The organism is Pseudooceanicola onchidii, from assembly GCF_004959925.1.
GTDB classification, from domain to species: Bacteria; Pseudomonadota; Alphaproteobacteria; order Rhodobacterales; family Rhodobacteraceae; genus Pseudooceanicola; species Pseudooceanicola onchidii.
This window is the reverse complement of sequence record NZ_SPUW01000001.1, coordinates 456909-472956: the sequence shown is the minus strand read 5'-3', so window position 1 is coordinate 472956 and position 16048 is coordinate 456909. Positions and strand designations below refer to the sequence as shown.

Annotated in this window: 13 protein-coding genes; 5 read left to right on the top strand and 8 right to left on the bottom strand. The window is 65.7% G+C overall.

The features are described from left to right. The first annotated feature begins 151 nt into the window (after positions 1 to 151). Positions 152 to 1465 carry an ATPase gene (locus tag E4S58_RS02300; RefSeq protein ID WP_136634701.1) on the top strand — a complete coding sequence of 438 codons (1314 nt, stop codon included), beginning with the start codon at positions 152 to 154 and terminating at the stop codon, positions 1463 to 1465. A gap of 27 nt (positions 1466 to 1492) precedes the next feature. On the opposite strand, the gene E4S58_RS02295 is transcribed toward E4S58_RS02300, so the two are convergent. Beyond that, entirely contained in the window at positions 1493 to 3040 is a 1548-nt protein-coding gene (locus E4S58_RS02295; RefSeq protein WP_136634700.1) for an MDR family MFS transporter, read from the bottom strand. 117 nt (positions 3041 to 3157) lie between these two features. Here E4S58_RS02295 and E4S58_RS02290 point away from each other — a divergent pair, with 117 nt between their 5' ends. From E4S58_RS02290 to E4S58_RS02275, 4 genes are all read left to right on the top strand, one after another. Then, positions 3158 to 3781: a MarR family winged helix-turn-helix transcriptional regulator gene (locus tag E4S58_RS02290; RefSeq protein WP_240789435.1), complete on the top strand. Its 624-nt coding sequence runs from the start codon at positions 3158 to 3160 to the stop codon at positions 3779 to 3781. A 37-nt stretch (positions 3782 to 3818) separates the two neighbouring features. Beyond that, positions 3819 to 6227 (top strand): ligase-associated DNA damage response DEXH box helicase, encoded by a 2409-nt coding sequence (locus E4S58_RS02285; RefSeq protein WP_136634699.1) that lies wholly within the window; start codon positions 3819 to 3821, stop codon positions 6225 to 6227. Between the two features lie 67 nt (positions 6228 to 6294). Further along, a complete protein-coding gene (pdeM, locus tag E4S58_RS02280; protein ID WP_136634698.1) occupies positions 6295 to 6954 on the top strand; it encodes a ligase-associated DNA damage response endonuclease PdeM in 660 nt (219 codons plus the stop codon). 9 nt (positions 6955 to 6963) lie between these two features. Further along, positions 6964 to 7374 carry a PaaI family thioesterase gene (locus E4S58_RS02275; protein ID WP_136634697.1) on the top strand — a complete coding sequence of 137 codons (411 nt, stop codon included), beginning with the start codon at positions 6964 to 6966 and terminating at the stop codon, positions 7372 to 7374. A 9-nt stretch (positions 7375 to 7383) separates the two neighbouring features. Here the strand turns inward: E4S58_RS02275 and folD are convergent, their stop codons facing one another. From folD to E4S58_RS02240, 7 genes are all read right to left on the bottom strand, one after another. Beyond that, the gene (gene folD, locus E4S58_RS02270; RefSeq protein WP_136634696.1) at positions 7384 to 8286 is read right to left on the bottom strand and encodes a bifunctional methylenetetrahydrofolate dehydrogenase/methenyltetrahydrofolate cyclohydrolase FolD; all 903 of its coding nucleotides are present in this window, start codon (positions 8284 to 8286) and stop codon (positions 7384 to 7386) included. 143 nt (positions 8287 to 8429) lie between these two features. Further along, positions 8430 to 10106: a formate--tetrahydrofolate ligase gene (locus E4S58_RS02265; protein ID WP_136634695.1), complete on the bottom strand. Its 1677-nt coding sequence runs from the start codon at positions 10104 to 10106 to the stop codon at positions 8430 to 8432. A 384-nt stretch (positions 10107 to 10490) separates the two neighbouring features. Beyond that, on the bottom strand, positions 10491 to 11087 hold the full coding sequence (locus tag E4S58_RS02260) for an MOSC domain-containing protein (RefSeq protein WP_136634694.1): 597 nt from the start codon (positions 11085 to 11087) through the stop codon (positions 10491 to 10493). Positions 11088 to 11100: 13 nt separating this feature from the next. Then, on the bottom strand, positions 11101 to 11871 hold the full coding sequence (locus E4S58_RS02255; protein ID WP_136634693.1) for a methyltransferase domain-containing protein: 771 nt from the start codon (positions 11869 to 11871) through the stop codon (positions 11101 to 11103). A gap of 96 nt (positions 11872 to 11967) precedes the next feature. Beyond that, a complete protein-coding gene (gene ftsH / locus E4S58_RS02250; RefSeq protein ID WP_136634692.1) occupies positions 11968 to 13887 on the bottom strand; it encodes an ATP-dependent zinc metalloprotease FtsH in 1920 nt (639 codons plus the stop codon). Between the two features lie 80 nt (positions 13888 to 13967). Beyond that, complete coding sequence (gene tilS / locus E4S58_RS02245) at positions 13968 to 15215, bottom strand: tRNA lysidine(34) synthetase TilS (protein ID WP_136634691.1); 1248 nt, start codon at positions 15213 to 15215, stop codon at positions 13968 to 13970. Beyond that, positions 15212 to 16045, bottom strand: coding sequence for a tetratricopeptide repeat protein (locus tag E4S58_RS02240; protein WP_136634690.1), 834 nt, complete (start codon positions 16043 to 16045; stop codon positions 15212 to 15214). Before E4S58_RS02240 ends, tilS begins: the two co-directional genes overlap by 4 nt. Positions 16046 to 16048 lie beyond the last annotated feature (3 nt).

Below are 16048 nucleotides of genomic sequence, written 5' to 3'. Positions count from 1 at the left end.
GGATTTGAAGCTCTTTGCCTGCCAAAACGCGTGCCCATCTTGAGTTTTTGTGCACGGTATCAATCTAAGTTTCGCGTTGCACTCAATTTCCGTGGCAGGTCGAATCGAAACACGCTATGATTGAAGCACTAAAATGCAAGAGCAGTTGCGCATGAACATGCAGGTATCGACAGCGGTTGTCGCGCCACCACCGCCCCGGTCGCTGGAAGAGCTTGAGCTTCCGGTTGTCATGGCGCGCGACATCCTCATCAAGACGATGTTCCGCAAAAGCGTCGACAAGCTCTCGAAAATCTCGACCGCCATCAGCCTTCCGCCGAACGTGACGCAGGAACTGATCGATCTGGCGCGCGAACAGATGCTGCTCGAGGCGACGGGGACGCTCAAGGCCACGGCCGACCGCGAGATGGGCTATCAGCTGACCGACAATGGCAAGGCGCGGGCGCTGGATGCGCTGGCACAGTCCGAATACTACGGCGCGATGCCCGTGCCGCTGGCGATCTACCACCAGCAGATCAAGCGTCAGTCGATCCGCGACATCCAGATTTCGCGCGAACAGCTGACCTCCTCGATGGGTCACCTGGTTCTGCCTGATGACCTGATCTCGAACCTCGGGCCCGCCGTCAGTTCGGGCCGGTCGATCCTGATGTACGGCCCGCCGGGCAACGGGAAATCCTCGATCTCGAACGGCATCCGCGACGCGCTTGGTGACAAGATCTACGTGCCGCGCGCCGTGGAATATTCCGGGCAGGTCATCACCGTCTATGACCCGATCATCCATTCGCGCGCCGAGGAACAGATCGACGATCCGACCGCGCTGCGCCGCTCGGGCAACCGGTTCGATGCACGTTACGTGCGCTGCGAACGGCCCACGGTGATCACGGGCGGCGAACTGACGCTCGAGATGCTGGATCTGAACTACAACGCCGTCGCGCGGACCTACCAGGCGCCGCTGCAGATGAAGGCCACCGGCGGCGTGTTCATCGTCGACGACCTTGGCCGCCAGTCGGAACCGCCGCAGGCGCTGATCAACCGCTGGATCGTGCCGCTGGAAGAGGGCAAGGATATCCTGTCGCTCCAGTCCGGTGAAAAGTTCGAAGTCCCCTTCGACACGCTGGTCATCTTCTCGACCAACTTCCACCCGAACGAAATCTTTGACCAGGCCGCGCTGCGCCGGATCTTCTTCAAGATCAAGATCGACGGCCCGAGCCAGGAGAACTTCCTCAAGATCTTCGCGCTGGTGGCGCGCAAGAAGAAGATGCCGCTGGACGAAGCCGCGCTGGTGCATCTGCTGAAGAAGAAATACCCGACGATCAACAACGTCTTCGCGAACTATCAGCCGGTCTTCCTGATCGACCAGATGATCTCGATCTGCGAATTCGAAGGCATCCCCTACCAGATGACGCCCGACCTGATCGATCGCGCCTGGGGCAACATGTTCGTCAAGCACGAAGAGATCGTGAAGTAGGACGCCCCCCTGAAGCGGGACGGGCGGTTATTCCGCCGGCGTCTGCTCTGCCCCCGGCGCACGGCTCGGGCCAAGCGGGATTTCGACCAGCCGGGTCGATGCGAGGCAGGCCACCGCCGCCACCACAGCCCCGACATAATAGATCGGCGTCAGCGCCGCGGCAAAGCCGTGCAGCACCTCGAGCTTCAGCACAGGATCCAGCCGGTCGACCATGTCGACGGTCAGCGACCGGGCGTCCGACACACCGGGCATGAGAGGCTGGACATGGCGCGACAGGCCGGCGGCGAAGATCGCCCCGAAGACCGACGTGCCGATGGCGCCCCCCACGAGGCGGAACATGTTGGCGCTGGCCGTGCCCACGCCCAGATGTTCGCGCGGGATCGAGGTCTGGATCGACACGATTCCGACGCTCATCGTCGGGCCGATGCCGATGCCGACGAAGAACAGGTAGATCGGGATCAGCCACATCGGCGTGTCGGGCCCGATGGTCGTCAGGGCCAGCATCGCCACGGTCAGGATCGCGGTCGACACCGTCGGCAGCACCTTGTAGCGCCCCGTGGCCGAGATATAGCGCCCCGCCACGAAGGACGTGCCGATCAGGCCCAGCATCATCGCGACAAGGTACAGACCCGACCGGATCGGATCGACGTGTTTCACCACCTGCAGGAACATCGGCATGAAGGCGATCGTGCCGAACATGGCCATGCCGACCATGAAGTTCACGCTGTTCGCGGCCTGGAAGTTCCGGATGCGGAACAGGTCCAGCGGCATCACCGGCTCGGAGGCGCGACGCTCGGCCGAGATGAAGCCGACCAGTGCCATCGGCGCCAGCACCAGCAGGACCAGCACCGGAAGCGAGGACCAGTCGAAGACCGTACCCGCGAGGTTGGCGATCAGGACGACGGTGGACAGCAGGATCATCAGCAATGCCGAGCCGACGTAATCCATCTTGTGCGGCACCCGGTCGGTGCGCGACGGCAGGGTGCGGCGCAGGATGAAGAAGGCGGCGATGCCGATCGGGAAGTTGACGAAGAAGATCCAGTGCCAGCTGACGACCTGCACCAGGAACCCGCCGATCAGCGGACCCACCACGGTCGAGAAGCCAAAGACCGACGACAGCGCGCCCTGTGCCCGCCCGCGTTCGCGCGGCGGCAGCACCTCGGCGACCACAGCCATCGACACGACGATCAGAGCGCCGCCCCCCATGCCCTGCACGAACCGCCCGGCGATCAGCACGATCATGTTGCCTGCCAGCCCGCACAGCGCACCGCCCAGCAGGAACACCCCGATGGCGAATTGCAAAACGACCTTGCGGCCGTACATATCGCCCAATTTTCCGGCAATCGGCGCGCCCACGGTCGAGGCCAGCAGATAGGCCGTCACCACCCACGAGATATAGGTCAGCCCGCCCAGGTCGCTGACGATCGTCGGCAGGGCCGTGGTCACGATCGTATTGCCCGTCGAGGCCAGGAAAAGCGTGGTCGCGACGGTGATCAGGATCACGCGCAACGTGGCGCTGTCGGGGCTGGGGATGTCCTGTACCCCGTCTGTGATCGGCTGTGTCTTGTCTTGCATGGTGCTCGTCTGGCCGGCGGGGTATGTCGAAACGCAACGGCAGGAAGTTGATTCAGAGGTAGGAATGCGTCTGAGTTGAATTTATATATGTGTCAGTCGCATATACATGTCAAGAACATGCATTGGCAGGAGGGCGGTCCGATCGGCGGTCGCAACGAAGATATGAAGGCGGTGCTTGAGGGATTTGGCGTCCCTCGGGACGTCACCCAGCACGCGCTGGAACTGGACGCGATCCTGCAGGCCTGGCGGCGGCGGGTGCAGAAGCGCGAACTGGGGCACATGGCCCTGACCGAACTTGGCCTGCCGATCGACGTGCCCAAGCTGGACGTGATGATCGCCATCTGGGCCCCGTCCAACGAATTCGGATCGACCGGCAAGGAAGAGACGATGGTCGCGACTATCGCAGCGCGTCTGGGCATCGACCCCTCGCGCGCCTCGCGGCTGGTGACCGAGTTGATCGCAGAAGGCTACGCCGCCCGCGCGGTCAGCCAGCAGGACGCGCGCCGGACCATCGTGACCCTGACCGAAAAAGGCACAGCTGTGGTCAATGCGGTGCGCACGATCAAGTACCTCGTGCTGGGGTCCTTCCTGTCGGACTGGACCGAGGATGAGATGAACACCCTCACCCCCCTGCTGCAACGGCTGACCCATTGGGTGGACGAGGTCGGCTCTGCCGGTACCGACACGTTCGGTGACGAAATCGCAACGCTGCGGGACGGGCTGAAAAAGCACTTCGACTGACCTCGCCAAGCGCCGGGGGGCGACCTATATTCCCCTTATGTTCCCCCCTGTCCTGCCCTCCACATTCACAGACTGGTTCGCCTCGCGCGGGTGGCAGGTGCATCCGCACCAGGCCGAGATGCTGGGCCGGGCCACTGAGCCGTCACTTCTGCTGATCGCGCCGACGGGCGGCGGCAAGACGCTGGCCGGGTTCCTGCCGACGCTGGTCGAGCTGTCCGAGGGCGGGCATGAGGGGCTGCATACGCTCTACGTCTCGCCATTGAAGGCTCTGGCGTCGGACATCCGCCGCAACCTGTCGACGCCGATCGACGAAATGGGCCTGCCGATCCGGGTCGAGGACCGCACCGGCGACACGCCGTCGTCGCGCAAGCGGCGTCAGCGGGCCGATCCGCCGCATATCCTGCTGACCACGCCGGAAAGCCTGGCGCTGATGACGTCGTATGAGGACGCGGCGCGCACGTTCAAGGGGCTCAAGCGGATCGTGGTGGACGAGATCCACGCGCTGGCCGACAGCAAGCGGGGCGATCAGCTGTGGCTGGCGATGGCGCGGTTGCAGCGGCTTTGCCCGGATCTGCGGCGGGTCGGCCTGTCGGCCACGGTCGAGGACCCGGCCGCCATCGCGCATTTGCTGGCGAAACACCCCGATCCCTGCCCTATCCTGCAGGCCGATCCCGGGCCGGACCCGGATATCCGGATGCTGGAGACCGAGGAACAGCCGCCCTGGTCCGGCGGCGGCGGCAGCTATGCGATCCCTGCGATCCTCGATCAGGTCAAGCGACACAGGACCACGCTGATCTTTCACAACACCCGCGCGCAGGCCGAGATCTTCTTTCACAACCTCTGGCTCGCCAACGAAGACGGGCTGCCGATCGGCATTCACCACGGATCGCTTGACCGGACACAGCGGGAACGGGTCGAACAGGCCATGGTGCAGGGGCGGTTGCGGGCGGTGGTCTGCACCGGGTCGCTCGATCTGGGGATCGACTGGGGGGATGTGGATCTGGTGATCCAGGTCGGGGCACCGAAGAACGTCAAGCGGCTGGTGCAGCGGATCGGGCGGGCGAACCACCGCTACAACGCGCCGTCCAAGGCGCTGCTGGTGCCCGCGAACCGGTTCGAGGTGGTGGAATGCGTCGCGGCGCTTGAGGCCGTTCAGGACCATGACCTTGACGGCGACCCGCGCGGTCCCGGCCCGCGCGACGTGTTGTGCCAGCATATCCTCGCGACAGCCTGTGCCGGACCCTTCGACGAGGCCGAGGTCTTTGCCGAGGTGAAGACCGTCGGCGCCTATGCCTCGCTTAGCCGGGCGCAGTTCGATGAATGCCTCGAGTATTGCGCGACCGGGGGCTATGCGCTGCGCGCCTATGACCGTTGGCAGCGGCTGATGCAGGACGATCAGGGGCGCTGGCACCTGCGCGACCCGCGCGCGGCGCAGCTGATCCGGATGAACCTTGGCACCATCGTCGACACCGACAAGGTCAAGGTGCGCATGCGGTTCGGCGGCGGGCGGCCCCTTGGCGAGATCGAGGAGAGCTTTGCCGCGCAGCTGGAGCGCGGCGACACCTTCCTGATCGGCGGGCGCATCGTGAAATACGAGGGGCTGAAGGAAACGGCGGTCGAGGTCACGCGCTCGGCCGCGACCAAGCCCAAGATCGCGACGTTCGCGGGCACCAAGTTCGCGACCTCGACCCAGCTGTCGCAGCGCATCCTGCGGATGTTCCAGCAGGAGAGCTGGCCCGAACTGCCCCGCCACACCGCCGAATGGCTGGGCCTGCAGCGCGAGATCTCGGCCCTGCCGCAACCCGGGCGGCTGCTGGTCGAAAGCTTTCCCTTCGACGGGCGCGAACAGCTTTGCCTTTACGGTTTCGCGGGGCGCAACGCGATGCAGACGCTTGGCCTGATCCTGACCAAGCGGATGGAGGAGATGGGACTGGATCCGCTCGGCTTTGTCGCCTCGGACTACGCGCTGCTCATCTGGGGGCTTGAGGCGGTGACGGATCCGGTGCCGTTGCTGTCCCCGGCCGCGCTGCATGACGGGCTGGAACGGTGGCTGGCCGGCAACGCGGTGATGAAGCGGACGTTCCGGAATGCGGCGCATGTGGCGCAGCTGTTGCAGCGCAACGCCCCGCAGGCGCGCAAGACCGGGCGGCAGGCGACGTTTTCGTCGGATATCCTGTATGACACCCTGCTGAAGTACGACCCCGACCACCTGCTGATGGAGATCACGCGGGAAGAGGCGATGCGCGGGCTGGTCGATTTTGGCCGGATCGAAGAGATGCTGGGCCGGGTCGAGGGGCGGATCGACGTCATGCGGCTGGACCGGGTGACGCCGCTGGCGGCGCCGCTGTTTTTGGAGGTCGGCAAGGTGCCGGTGGACGGGATGGGCCGCGAGCGACTGGTGGCGGAAGAGGCAGAGCGGCTGATGGCGGAGGCGGGGCTGACGTGAGGGGATGGAGGGGGCGCTGCCCCCCTTGCCCTTTCAGGCCAATTCCCCCCGGAGTATTTATGGCAAGATGAAGCAGGGGACGGGATACGGGGTCGAGTTCTGCGGCGCGTCTTTGGAGGCGCGCCCCTCCGGCGCGCTTTGGTGGGCGGCGCGGGACATGCTGGTCGTGTCGGACCTGCACCTGGGCAAGTCCGAACGGATGGCGCGGCTTGGGGGAGCGGTGCTGCCGCCCTATGAGACGCTGGAGACCTTGGAACGGCTTGAGGCGGATCTGGAGGCCACGGGCGCGCGGGTCGTGGTTTGTCTGGGTGACAGTTTCGACGATGCGGCGGCCGCGCGGGGATTGCCCGAGGATGTGGTCACGCGGCTGATGCGGATGCAGGCCGGGCGCGACTGGGTCTGGATCGAGGGGAACCATGATCCGGGGCCGGTGTCGCTTGGCGGGGCGCATCTGGCCGAGATGGAGGTGGGGCCGCTGGTGCTGCGCCACATCGCCGAGGATGGCGCGCAGGGCGAGGTTTCGGGCCATTATCACCCCAAGGTGCGCATTGCAGGCGCCTCGCGTCGGTGCTTTCTTGTGGACGACCGTCGGCTAATCCTGCCGGCGTATGGGACATATACAGGCGGGCTCAGGTCGCGGGATCCGGCGCTGGCGGGATTGATGGGGCCACGGGCGCTTGCCATCCTGACCGGACCGGTCGCGCGGGCGATGCCGATGCCGCGATAGGGAGGGGACATGGACGCAATCGAGGCGCGGGTGCGCGAGGGCTTTGCACGGCAGCCGATGATGGAGACCTTCGGGGCGGAGCTTTTGTCCGTCCGCGAGGGCGAGGTGCGGATCAAGGCGCCGATCCTGCCGCTGGCGCGCCAACACCTGGGCCATGCCCATGCGGCGCTGACCTTTGCGCTTGGCGATACGGCGGCGGGGTTCGCGGCGCTGACGGTGATGGCCGAGGGCGCGCAGGTCGTCACGGCCGAGATTAAGATGAACCTGCTGGCACCGGGCGTGGGCGATTACCTGATCGCGACGGGCCGGGTGGTGAAGCCCGGCCGGCGGCTGGTGGTGGTGCAATCCACGGTCACCGCCTTTGACGGCGACCGTGAGCGCGACGTGGCCATCCTGCAGGGCACGATGGTGCCGGTCTAGGGGACGCGCTCAGGCGGTCAGGCCTTCGGGTTCGTCCAACCCGTTGATCCGGCAGGCGGCCGTCACGGTATTGGCCAGCAGGCAGGCGATGGTCAGCGGGCCGACGCCGCCGGGGACCGGGGTGATGTAGCCAGCGACCTGCCTGGCGCTGTCGAAATCGACATCGCCCACGAGCCGGGTCTTGCCCTCGCCCTTCTCGGGAGCGGGGATGCGGTTGATACCGACGTCGATCACGCAGGCACCGGGCTTGATCCAGTCGCCGGGCACCATCTGCGGGCGGCCCACGGCGGCGACCACGATGTCGGCGCGACGGACGGTTTCGGCGATGTCGGCGGTGCGCGAATGGGCGATGGTCACGGTGCAGCTGTCGCGCAGCAGAAGCTGGGCCATCGGCTTGCCCACCAGGTTCGACCGGCCGATCACCACCGCGTCCTTGCCCGACAGGTTGCCAAGCGTCGCGCGCAGCAGCATCAGGCAGCCAAGCGGCGTGCAGGACGCCATGGTCTTCTGCCCCGAGGCCAGCAGACCGGCGTTGGTCACCGACAACCCGTCGACGTCCTTGGCCGGGTCGATGCGGGACACGATCTCGGTTTCCGACAGGTGATCCGGCACGGGGAACTGCACCAGGATGCCATGCACCGAAGGGTCGGCGTTGAGCTGGTCGATCAGCGCATAAAGATCCTCGGCCGGGGTGTCGGCGGGCAGCTTGTGTTCGACCGATTTCATGCCGCATTCCCGGGTCGCGATGCCCTTGTTGCGCACGTAGACCTCGCTCGCCGGGTCTTCGCCGACCAGGACAACCGCGAGGCCCGGTTGCAGATCGTGATCGGCCATCAGGCGCGTCACATGTTCTGCCACCTTGCCCCGGATCTCGGCCGCGAAGGCCTTTCCGTCGAGGATCTCTGCCGTCATGCGTCTTCTCCTTCGGTGTTGCGCACCCGTCCTTGCGGGCGGCATAGCGTGTAGCGGCGGCGGCGAAAACACCTTCTTGGCGGTTTCGCCCCGGGCACAGGGCCGCAGCCTTGCGGGATGCCTGCGGACGCGGCAGCCGGGACCTAGAACAGGCCCTCGACCTCGCCCGCGTCGTTGAGGCGGATGTTTTCGGCCGAGGGCACCCGGGGCAGGCCCGGCATGGTCATGATCTGGCCGCAGATCACCACGACAAAGCCCGCGCCCGCCGACAGCCGCACCTCGCGCACCGGGACCGAATGGCCAGTGGGCGCGCCGCGCAGGTTCGGATCAGTCGAGAAGCTGTACTGCGTCTTGGCCATGCAGACCGGGAGGTGACCATATCCGGCCTCTTCCCAGGCGTGCAGCTGGTCGCGCACCGATTTGTCCGCCAGAACTTCGTCGGCGCGGTAGATCCGCTTGGCGATGGTTTCGATCTTCTCGAACAGCGGCCTGTCGTCGGGATACAGCGGCGCGAACTGCGACATGCCCGCATCCGCGATCTCGGCCACGCGGCTGGCGAGATCGGTGATGCCTTCGGAGCCCTTGGCCCAGTGCTGACACAGGATCGCCTCGGACCCCTGCCCCGCGACGTAGTCCTTGACCGCCTGCACCTCGGCCTCGGTGTCGGTGACGAAGTGGTTGATCGCCACGACGACCGGCACGCCAAAGCTTTTGAGGTTGGCGATGTGGCGGCCCAGGTTGGGGCAGCCCGCCTGAACCGCGGCGACATTTTCCGCGCCCAGATCGGCCTTGGCCACGCCGCCGTTCATTTTCATCGCCCGCACCGTCGCGACCAGCACCACCGCGTCGGGGGCCAGGCCTGCCTTGCGGCACTTGATGTTCATGAACTTCTCGGCGCCCAGGTCCGCGCCGAAGCCCGCTTCGGTCACCACGTAATCGGCCAGTTTCAGAGCCGTCTTGGTGGCGATGACCGAATTGCAGCCATGCGCGATATTGGCAAAGGGGCCGCCGTGCACGAAGGCCGGGTTGTTTTCCAGCGTCTGCACAAGGTTCGGCTGCATCGCGTCCTTGAGCAGCACGGTCATCGCGCCGTCGGCCTTGATGTCACGGGCATAGATGGCGCTGCGGTCGCGGCGATAGGCGACGATCATGTCGCCCAGGCGCTTCTGCAGATCCCGCAGGTCAGTCGCGAGGCAGAGGATCGCCATGACCTCGGAGGCGACGGTGATGTCGAACCCGGTCTGGCGCGGAAATCCGTTGGCCACACCGCCAAGCGAGGTGACCGTGTCGCGCAGCGCGCGGTCGTTCATGTCGAGCACCCGGCGCCAGCTCACCCGGCGTTCGTCGATGCCCAGCTCGTTCCCCCAGTAGATGTGGTTGTCGATCATCGCCGACAGCAGGTTGTGGGCGCTGGTGATGGCGTGAAAATCGCCGGTGAAGTGAAGGTTCATGTCCTCCATCGGCACCACTTGCGCCAGCCCGCCGCCCGCCGCGCCGCCCTTCATGCCGAAGTTCGGACCAAGCGAGGCCTCGCGGATGCAGATCGCGGCCTTCTTGCCGATGCGGTTCAGGCCATCGCCCAGCCCCACGGTGGTGGTCGTCTTGCCTTCGCCTGCCGGGGTCGGGTTGATCGCGGTGACGAGAATCAGCTTGCCGTCCGGGCGGTCCGTGAGGCCGTTGATGAAGTCCTGACTGACCTTCGCCTTGTCATGGCCATAGGGGACAAGCTGATCCGCCGGGATCCCCAGCTTGTCGCCGATGGTCTGAATGGGGTGTTTTTTCGCGTCGCGGGCGATTTCGATGTCGGATCGGTAGCTCATGTCGGCCTCCCTGCCTGGGGCCCTCCTCTGGCCCATAGCCTTGATTACGGCAGCGAATTCGGACCAGAGGGCGTAATTCCGACCTTTTCGTGCGGTTTTCGCCCAAAGCGTTAAGTGATTCGGAAACAGTTTTGTGAGACGAATTTGTCAAGTGAGGGAACCAACCGTGGTATGATGTCGTTGTTCAAGTAACAAATGTAACCGTAGGCGGATCGCTGCTGATCCACCTGCATGTTTCACCGGAGGACATACTGATGAAAGCTGCTGCCGTCGTATTCTACGCAAGTTTTGCCACGACGATGATTGTCGCCGCAGGCCTCATTTCCGCACTTTGACGATTTAACAAGTCACCGATCTCACAAGTCGGGCCCGGGGGCTGTTCCCTCACCCCCGGGCATTTTCCAACTGCGACCACACCGGTTGATCCGGGATAGCAAGGCGCAGATCGTCCCCAAGGGACAAGACCCCTTCCCGTTCGACCCATGCCGTCACGCCGCGAAGTCCCTTCGCGGCGCTTTTGAATGCCTTGCCCTTGCCCGGCAGGTGCGTTTCGATCACCCGCGCGGGCAGCTGGCAGGGGCGGTTTTCCATATCGACCACCAGCGTGACCCCATCCGGCCCCTGCAGACGCGAGGACGGGGGAAGATGGGTGAAATCGGGCAGGCCTTCAACCAGCATCGTGACGCCCAGCCATTCAGGGTTCAACGCCTCGACCTCCATGTTGGCGGCGATCTGCGCCAGGTCTTCTGCGGACAGGACCGAGAACTGCCGGACATTGCGGATGGGCGTGTTGCGCGGGTGCAGGTGCATCACGCGGCTGCACGAAGGGCGGTTGATACCACCGTGGAATTCTCCCTCCGGGCCGTCGAAGGCGGCTCTCAGGCTTTGCACCGGGGTCGAATCCAGCGCCGCGTCGCGGTCGGTCACGCGGCCCAGCCAGGTGATGCGGCAGGTGAAATCGGTCAGCTTGAGCGCGGGCATGGTCTCTCCGGTGTCAGGGTCGGGTCAGGATGAAGAACAACCGCCGGAAAGGAAAGAGCACCGAGTCATCCGCGCGGCGGGGATAGGCCAGCTCCATCGCCTCGTCATAAAGACGGGTGATCAGGCCCTGTTCGTCCGCGTCGAGGGTGTTCAATACCGGCCGCGCGAAGGTCGACGAGGTGAACAGCCGCACGGGATGCGCGTCGGTCGCCGGATCCAGTCGCTGCATGTACTCGGTCTCCCACAGCGTCAGGTGCCCGAGCGGATCCAGCAAGTCGTAGGTCGTGCGCGCGTCGAGGATCCCGGGGGTCTGGTCGGGGTCGTAGCGGCCGGGGAAATGCTGATCGACCAGATCGATCCAAAGCCGGTGCGACGGGGCCGAGTTCTGGTGCGGCATCTGCACCGCCAGGGTGCCGCCCGGGGCCAGATGTCCGGCCAGTTCGGGCAACAGGGTCGCATGATTGGGCAGCCAGTGCAGGGCCGCGTTGGAATAGATCAGCGCAGGCGGCGTCTCGGGGCGCCATTTGGCGATGTCGCCTTCGGTCAGGGCGTCATAGGCACCTGTTTTCCAGGCGTCCTCCAGCATCGCCGGAGAGCTGTCGAGCCCCGCGATACGGGCCTTGGGAAAGCGGGTGCGCAGAACCGGCCCGACAGCGCCATTGCCGCAGCCAAGGTCCGTGATCTCGTCCCCGACCAGCGGCGGCACCTTCATGAGCAGATCGACGGCGGGCCGCAGACGCAGGGCCGAGAATTTTGAGTAAGCGTCAGAATTCCAGTCGGACATGGGCGGGCTCCCTGCGGCGCGTGAGACGGTATGCGACGGCATACAATCACGACCTGCCACAAAAGGAAAGGCCGGGGAAATCCCCGGCCCTGTCCGTCATGCTGTGGGTTCAGGCTCCATCCCGCCCGAGCTGCCGGGCTTGGAGCGCGGCTTGGTCTTCGGGATCGCGGTGACCGAGGGCGCGCTGCCCTGGTCGGACCCGGCGTCTTCGTCGCCCGAGGACGGCGGTTCGCCGTTCATCACACGCTTGATCTCGTCGCCCGTCAGGGTCTCGTACTCAAGCAGGCCCTGCGCCAGGCGCTCCCACTCTTCCTTGTGGTCGGTGAGGATCTGGTAGGCGTGCTGATACGCCTCGTCGATCATGCGCTTCACCTCTTCCTCGATCAGCTCTTTCGTATGAGCCGAGATCGAGAAGCCACCAGCGCCGTTGCCGTTGTAGCCTTCGTGCGCCTGTTCATAGTCGACGTTGCCGACCTTGTCGGACATGCCCCAGCGAAGAACCATGGCACGGGCCAGGGCCGAGGCCTGCTGGATGTCGCCAGCCGGGCCGTTGGACACTTCGTCTTCGCCGTACTTCATGATCTCGGCCGCCTTGCCGGCCATGGTCATGGCAAGCTTTTGCTCGCACTCGGACTTGTGCCAGTTCAGGCGGTCGATTTCCGGCAGCGACACCACCATGCCAAGCGCGCCGCCGCGCGGGATGATCGTGGCCTTGTAGACCGGATCGCACTTGGGCAGCACCAGACCGACGACAGCGTGGCCGGATTCGTGATAGGCGGTCTTTTCCTTCTGATCCTGCGTCAGGACCATCGACCGGCGCTCTGCGCCCATCATGACCTTGTCCTTGGCGTTTTCAAAATCGACCATGGTGACAAAGCGGCGCCCCACGCGGGCGGCCATCAACGCGGCCTCGTTCACGAGGTTCGCCAGATCCGCGCCCGAAAAGCCGGGCGTGCCGCGCGCGATGATGCGCAGGTCGACATCGGGGCCAAGCGGGGTCTTGCGGGCGTGAACGCCCAGGATCTTTTCGCGGCCCTTGATGTCGGGGTTGCCGACCATGACCTGACGGTCGAAACGACCGGGACGCAGAAGCGCGGGGTCCAGAACGTCGCGACGGTTGGTGGCGGCCAGGATGATGACACCCTCGTTGGCCTCGAAGCCGTCCATTTCGACCAGCAGCTGGTTCAGCGTCTGTTCGCGTTCGTCGTTACCGCCGCCATAGCCTGCGCCACGATGGCGACCGACGGCGTCGATTTCGTCGATGAAGACGATACAGGGGGCGTTCTTCTTGGCCTGTTCGAACATGTCGCGCACGCGGGATGCACCGACACCGACGAACATTTCCACGAAGTCAGACCCCGAGATGGTGAAGAAGGGCACACCGGCCTCGCCGGCGATGGCGCGGGCCAGCAGTGTCTTACCAGTGCCCGGAGGGCCCACCAGCAGCGCACCCTTGGGGATCTTGCCGCCAAGGCGCGAGAATTTCTGCGGGTTGCGCAGGAATTCGACGATTTCTTCCAGCTCTTCCTTGGCCTCGTCGATGCCCGCGACGTCGTCAAAGGTCACGCGACCATGCTTTTCGGTCAGCATCTTGGCCTTGGACTTGCCAAAGCCCATGGCCCCGCCTTTGCCGCCGCCCTGCATGCGGTTCATGAAATAGATCCACACGCCGATCAGCAGAAGGATCGGCAACAGCGACACGATGAACGCCTGGAAACCGGATTCTTCCTGGCTCTTGGCGGAAACCGGGATTTCGTTGTCGATCAGCGTACGGGTGACTTCGGCGTCTTCCGGCTTGATCGTGACATAGTCCTTGCCGTCCTTGCCGCGATAGCGCACCTGCTCACCATCCAGGGTGACAGAGCTGACTTCGCCGGCCTCAACGCTGCGCACGAACTCCGAATAGGGGATTTCACGGCTTTGCAGCGTATTGCCCGAACCGCTGAACAGGTTGAACAGCGCCACGATCAGCAGCAGCAGAACGACCCAGAAGGCGAATTGTCTCGCGTTGCCCAAGGAAAACTCCTCCAGATTGGGGATAGGCGCGGGGTTAGCATACCCGGCTTGGACTTAAAATAAGATTTGGCCGCCCATGTTCAATGCGTGCGCAGTGTCGCACGGAAATCTTCCGCCGTACGAATGAGCTTTGCGGTGAAACCGGCCGTGTGGCCAGCCAGCGGTGCGGCGCGCAGGTCTTCGCCCTGCCAGACGGCCGGCGCGGCCATCAGGGTGGTGCGCGACAGGCCCGTCTCGCGCCAGTCGGGAACGGCGCGCAGGCCCGCTGCGCCCGTCGCGCGGATCTGGTCGCCGGGGCCGAAAGGGCCGTCGACTTGCCAGCGTCCGTCCCATGGCGTGCCGGGATCGGCGATCAGGGCCGCCACCGCCCCCGGTTCGCGTGTCAGGCGGATCATCCCCTTGGCAGGACTTGCAAAGACCCCGGCAAGGGTCACGGCATCGCCGGCCCTCAGCGCCTCCGTGAACCGATCCAGCGCGGCGCTGCGCGGCGGGTAATCACCACCGGCAATCCAGCGCAGGGCGGCCTGCAGCAGGCGGCGCGTGATCTCGGGCGGCAGGATATCCAGGGCAGCGGGATCGATCAGCACGTCGGGGCCGTCGATCCGCAGGTGGCGCGCGGCCTCCTGTTCGGCGTAATGCGCCAGCGTATCGGATGCCGAGCGGAGGTTGCGGGCGGTTGTCGTCAGCGCCTCGACCGTCAGGCCAAGCGCGGCAAGGTCCGGCAGGGCCTTGCGCAGGCGGGGGCGGTCAAAGCGGGTGTCGTCGTTGGTCGGATCGTCGACCCAGGTTTGACCACGGACGCGCAGCAGGTCGCGCAGGACCTCGCGCCGTTCCGTCAGAAGTGGGCGCAGGAAGGTGACGCCGTGGATCACGCGTCGGTCGGACATGGCCGCCAGTCCCTCGGCCCCGGCGCCGCGCCCCAGCCGCATCAGCAGGGTTTCAGCCTGATCGTCGGCCGTATGGCCCAGGGCGACCGCGCCGATGCCCTGGGACTGCGCCCATTCGGCGATCAAGGCGTAGCGTGCGCGCCGGGCCCGGTCCGGCAGGTTCCCCTGCCCGTCCCAGCCCTTCCAGTGCACTGTCGTGTGGGCGATGCCTTGCGCGGCGCAGATCCTGGCGACAAAGGCGGCTTCGCCTGCCGCCTCGGGGCGCAGGCCGTGATCGACCGTCACCGCGCGCAGGCGATCGGGGCCGAGAAGATCATGGGCCAGCAGCAGAAGGGACAGGCTGTCGGATCCGCCCGACACGGCCACGCCAAGCGGGCCGTCGGGCAGCGGGGTCAAGGCCCGGGCGATTGCCTGCGCGGCATCGCCCGAGGGCTTGGTCACTGACACCCCAGCTTGGTGCGTTCCGCCATGGCCAGATCGACCTGCGGCGCGCCGGGGAAGCGGTTGCCGACCTCTTGCAGCGTGGTGCAGGCCTCGGGTCCCTGCCCCAGCTGGCCAAGACCACGCCCGAGGTTGAACAGCGCCTCGGCGGCCACCGGGCCGGTCGGCGCGGCGGAAAAGGCCGCGAGGTAGGAGCGCGCGGCCTTGGTGATCTCTCCGCCCGCCTCAAGCGCCTTGCCCTTGCCAAGTTCGGCCTGCGCCTGCATCGGCGAGCCGGGATAGTTCAGCAGGAAGGCATCGAATTTCGACGCGGCGTCGGCGGATTTGCCTTCGGCCAGCGCCGCCTGTGCGGCCTCGTAGTCGGCCTTTTCGGCGATGGCCATTTCGGCCACAGGCTCGGCCGGGGTGCTGGTCACCGGCGGCGCGATGGTGCCCGAGGCCGCGCCGTCGGGCAGCGCGCCGCCCAGGGTCGAGGTTTGGCCCAGCTTTGAGACGTCGCCGCCCTCAAGCTCGACCAGGCGGAATTCCAGATCGCCGATCCGGTTGGTGCCGTCGGTGACGACCGAATTGATGCGGAACTCAAGCTCTTCGGTCTTGGAGGTCAGGCGCGATGCCTCGGCCTCAAGCGCGTCCATGCGTTCCAGCACCGATCCGCCCACGGTCGCGCCACTGGCGGTGCCGGTGGTCGACAGTTCGCGTTTCAGCTTCTGGATCTCGACGTTCAGCACGGTCAGCTCCTGCCGGATGTCGGCAAGGGTCTGGTCCTGCGATTGCGCCTGCGCCCCGAGGGGCAGCAGGGCGATCAGACCGATGGCGATGAAGTTCCGCATGCA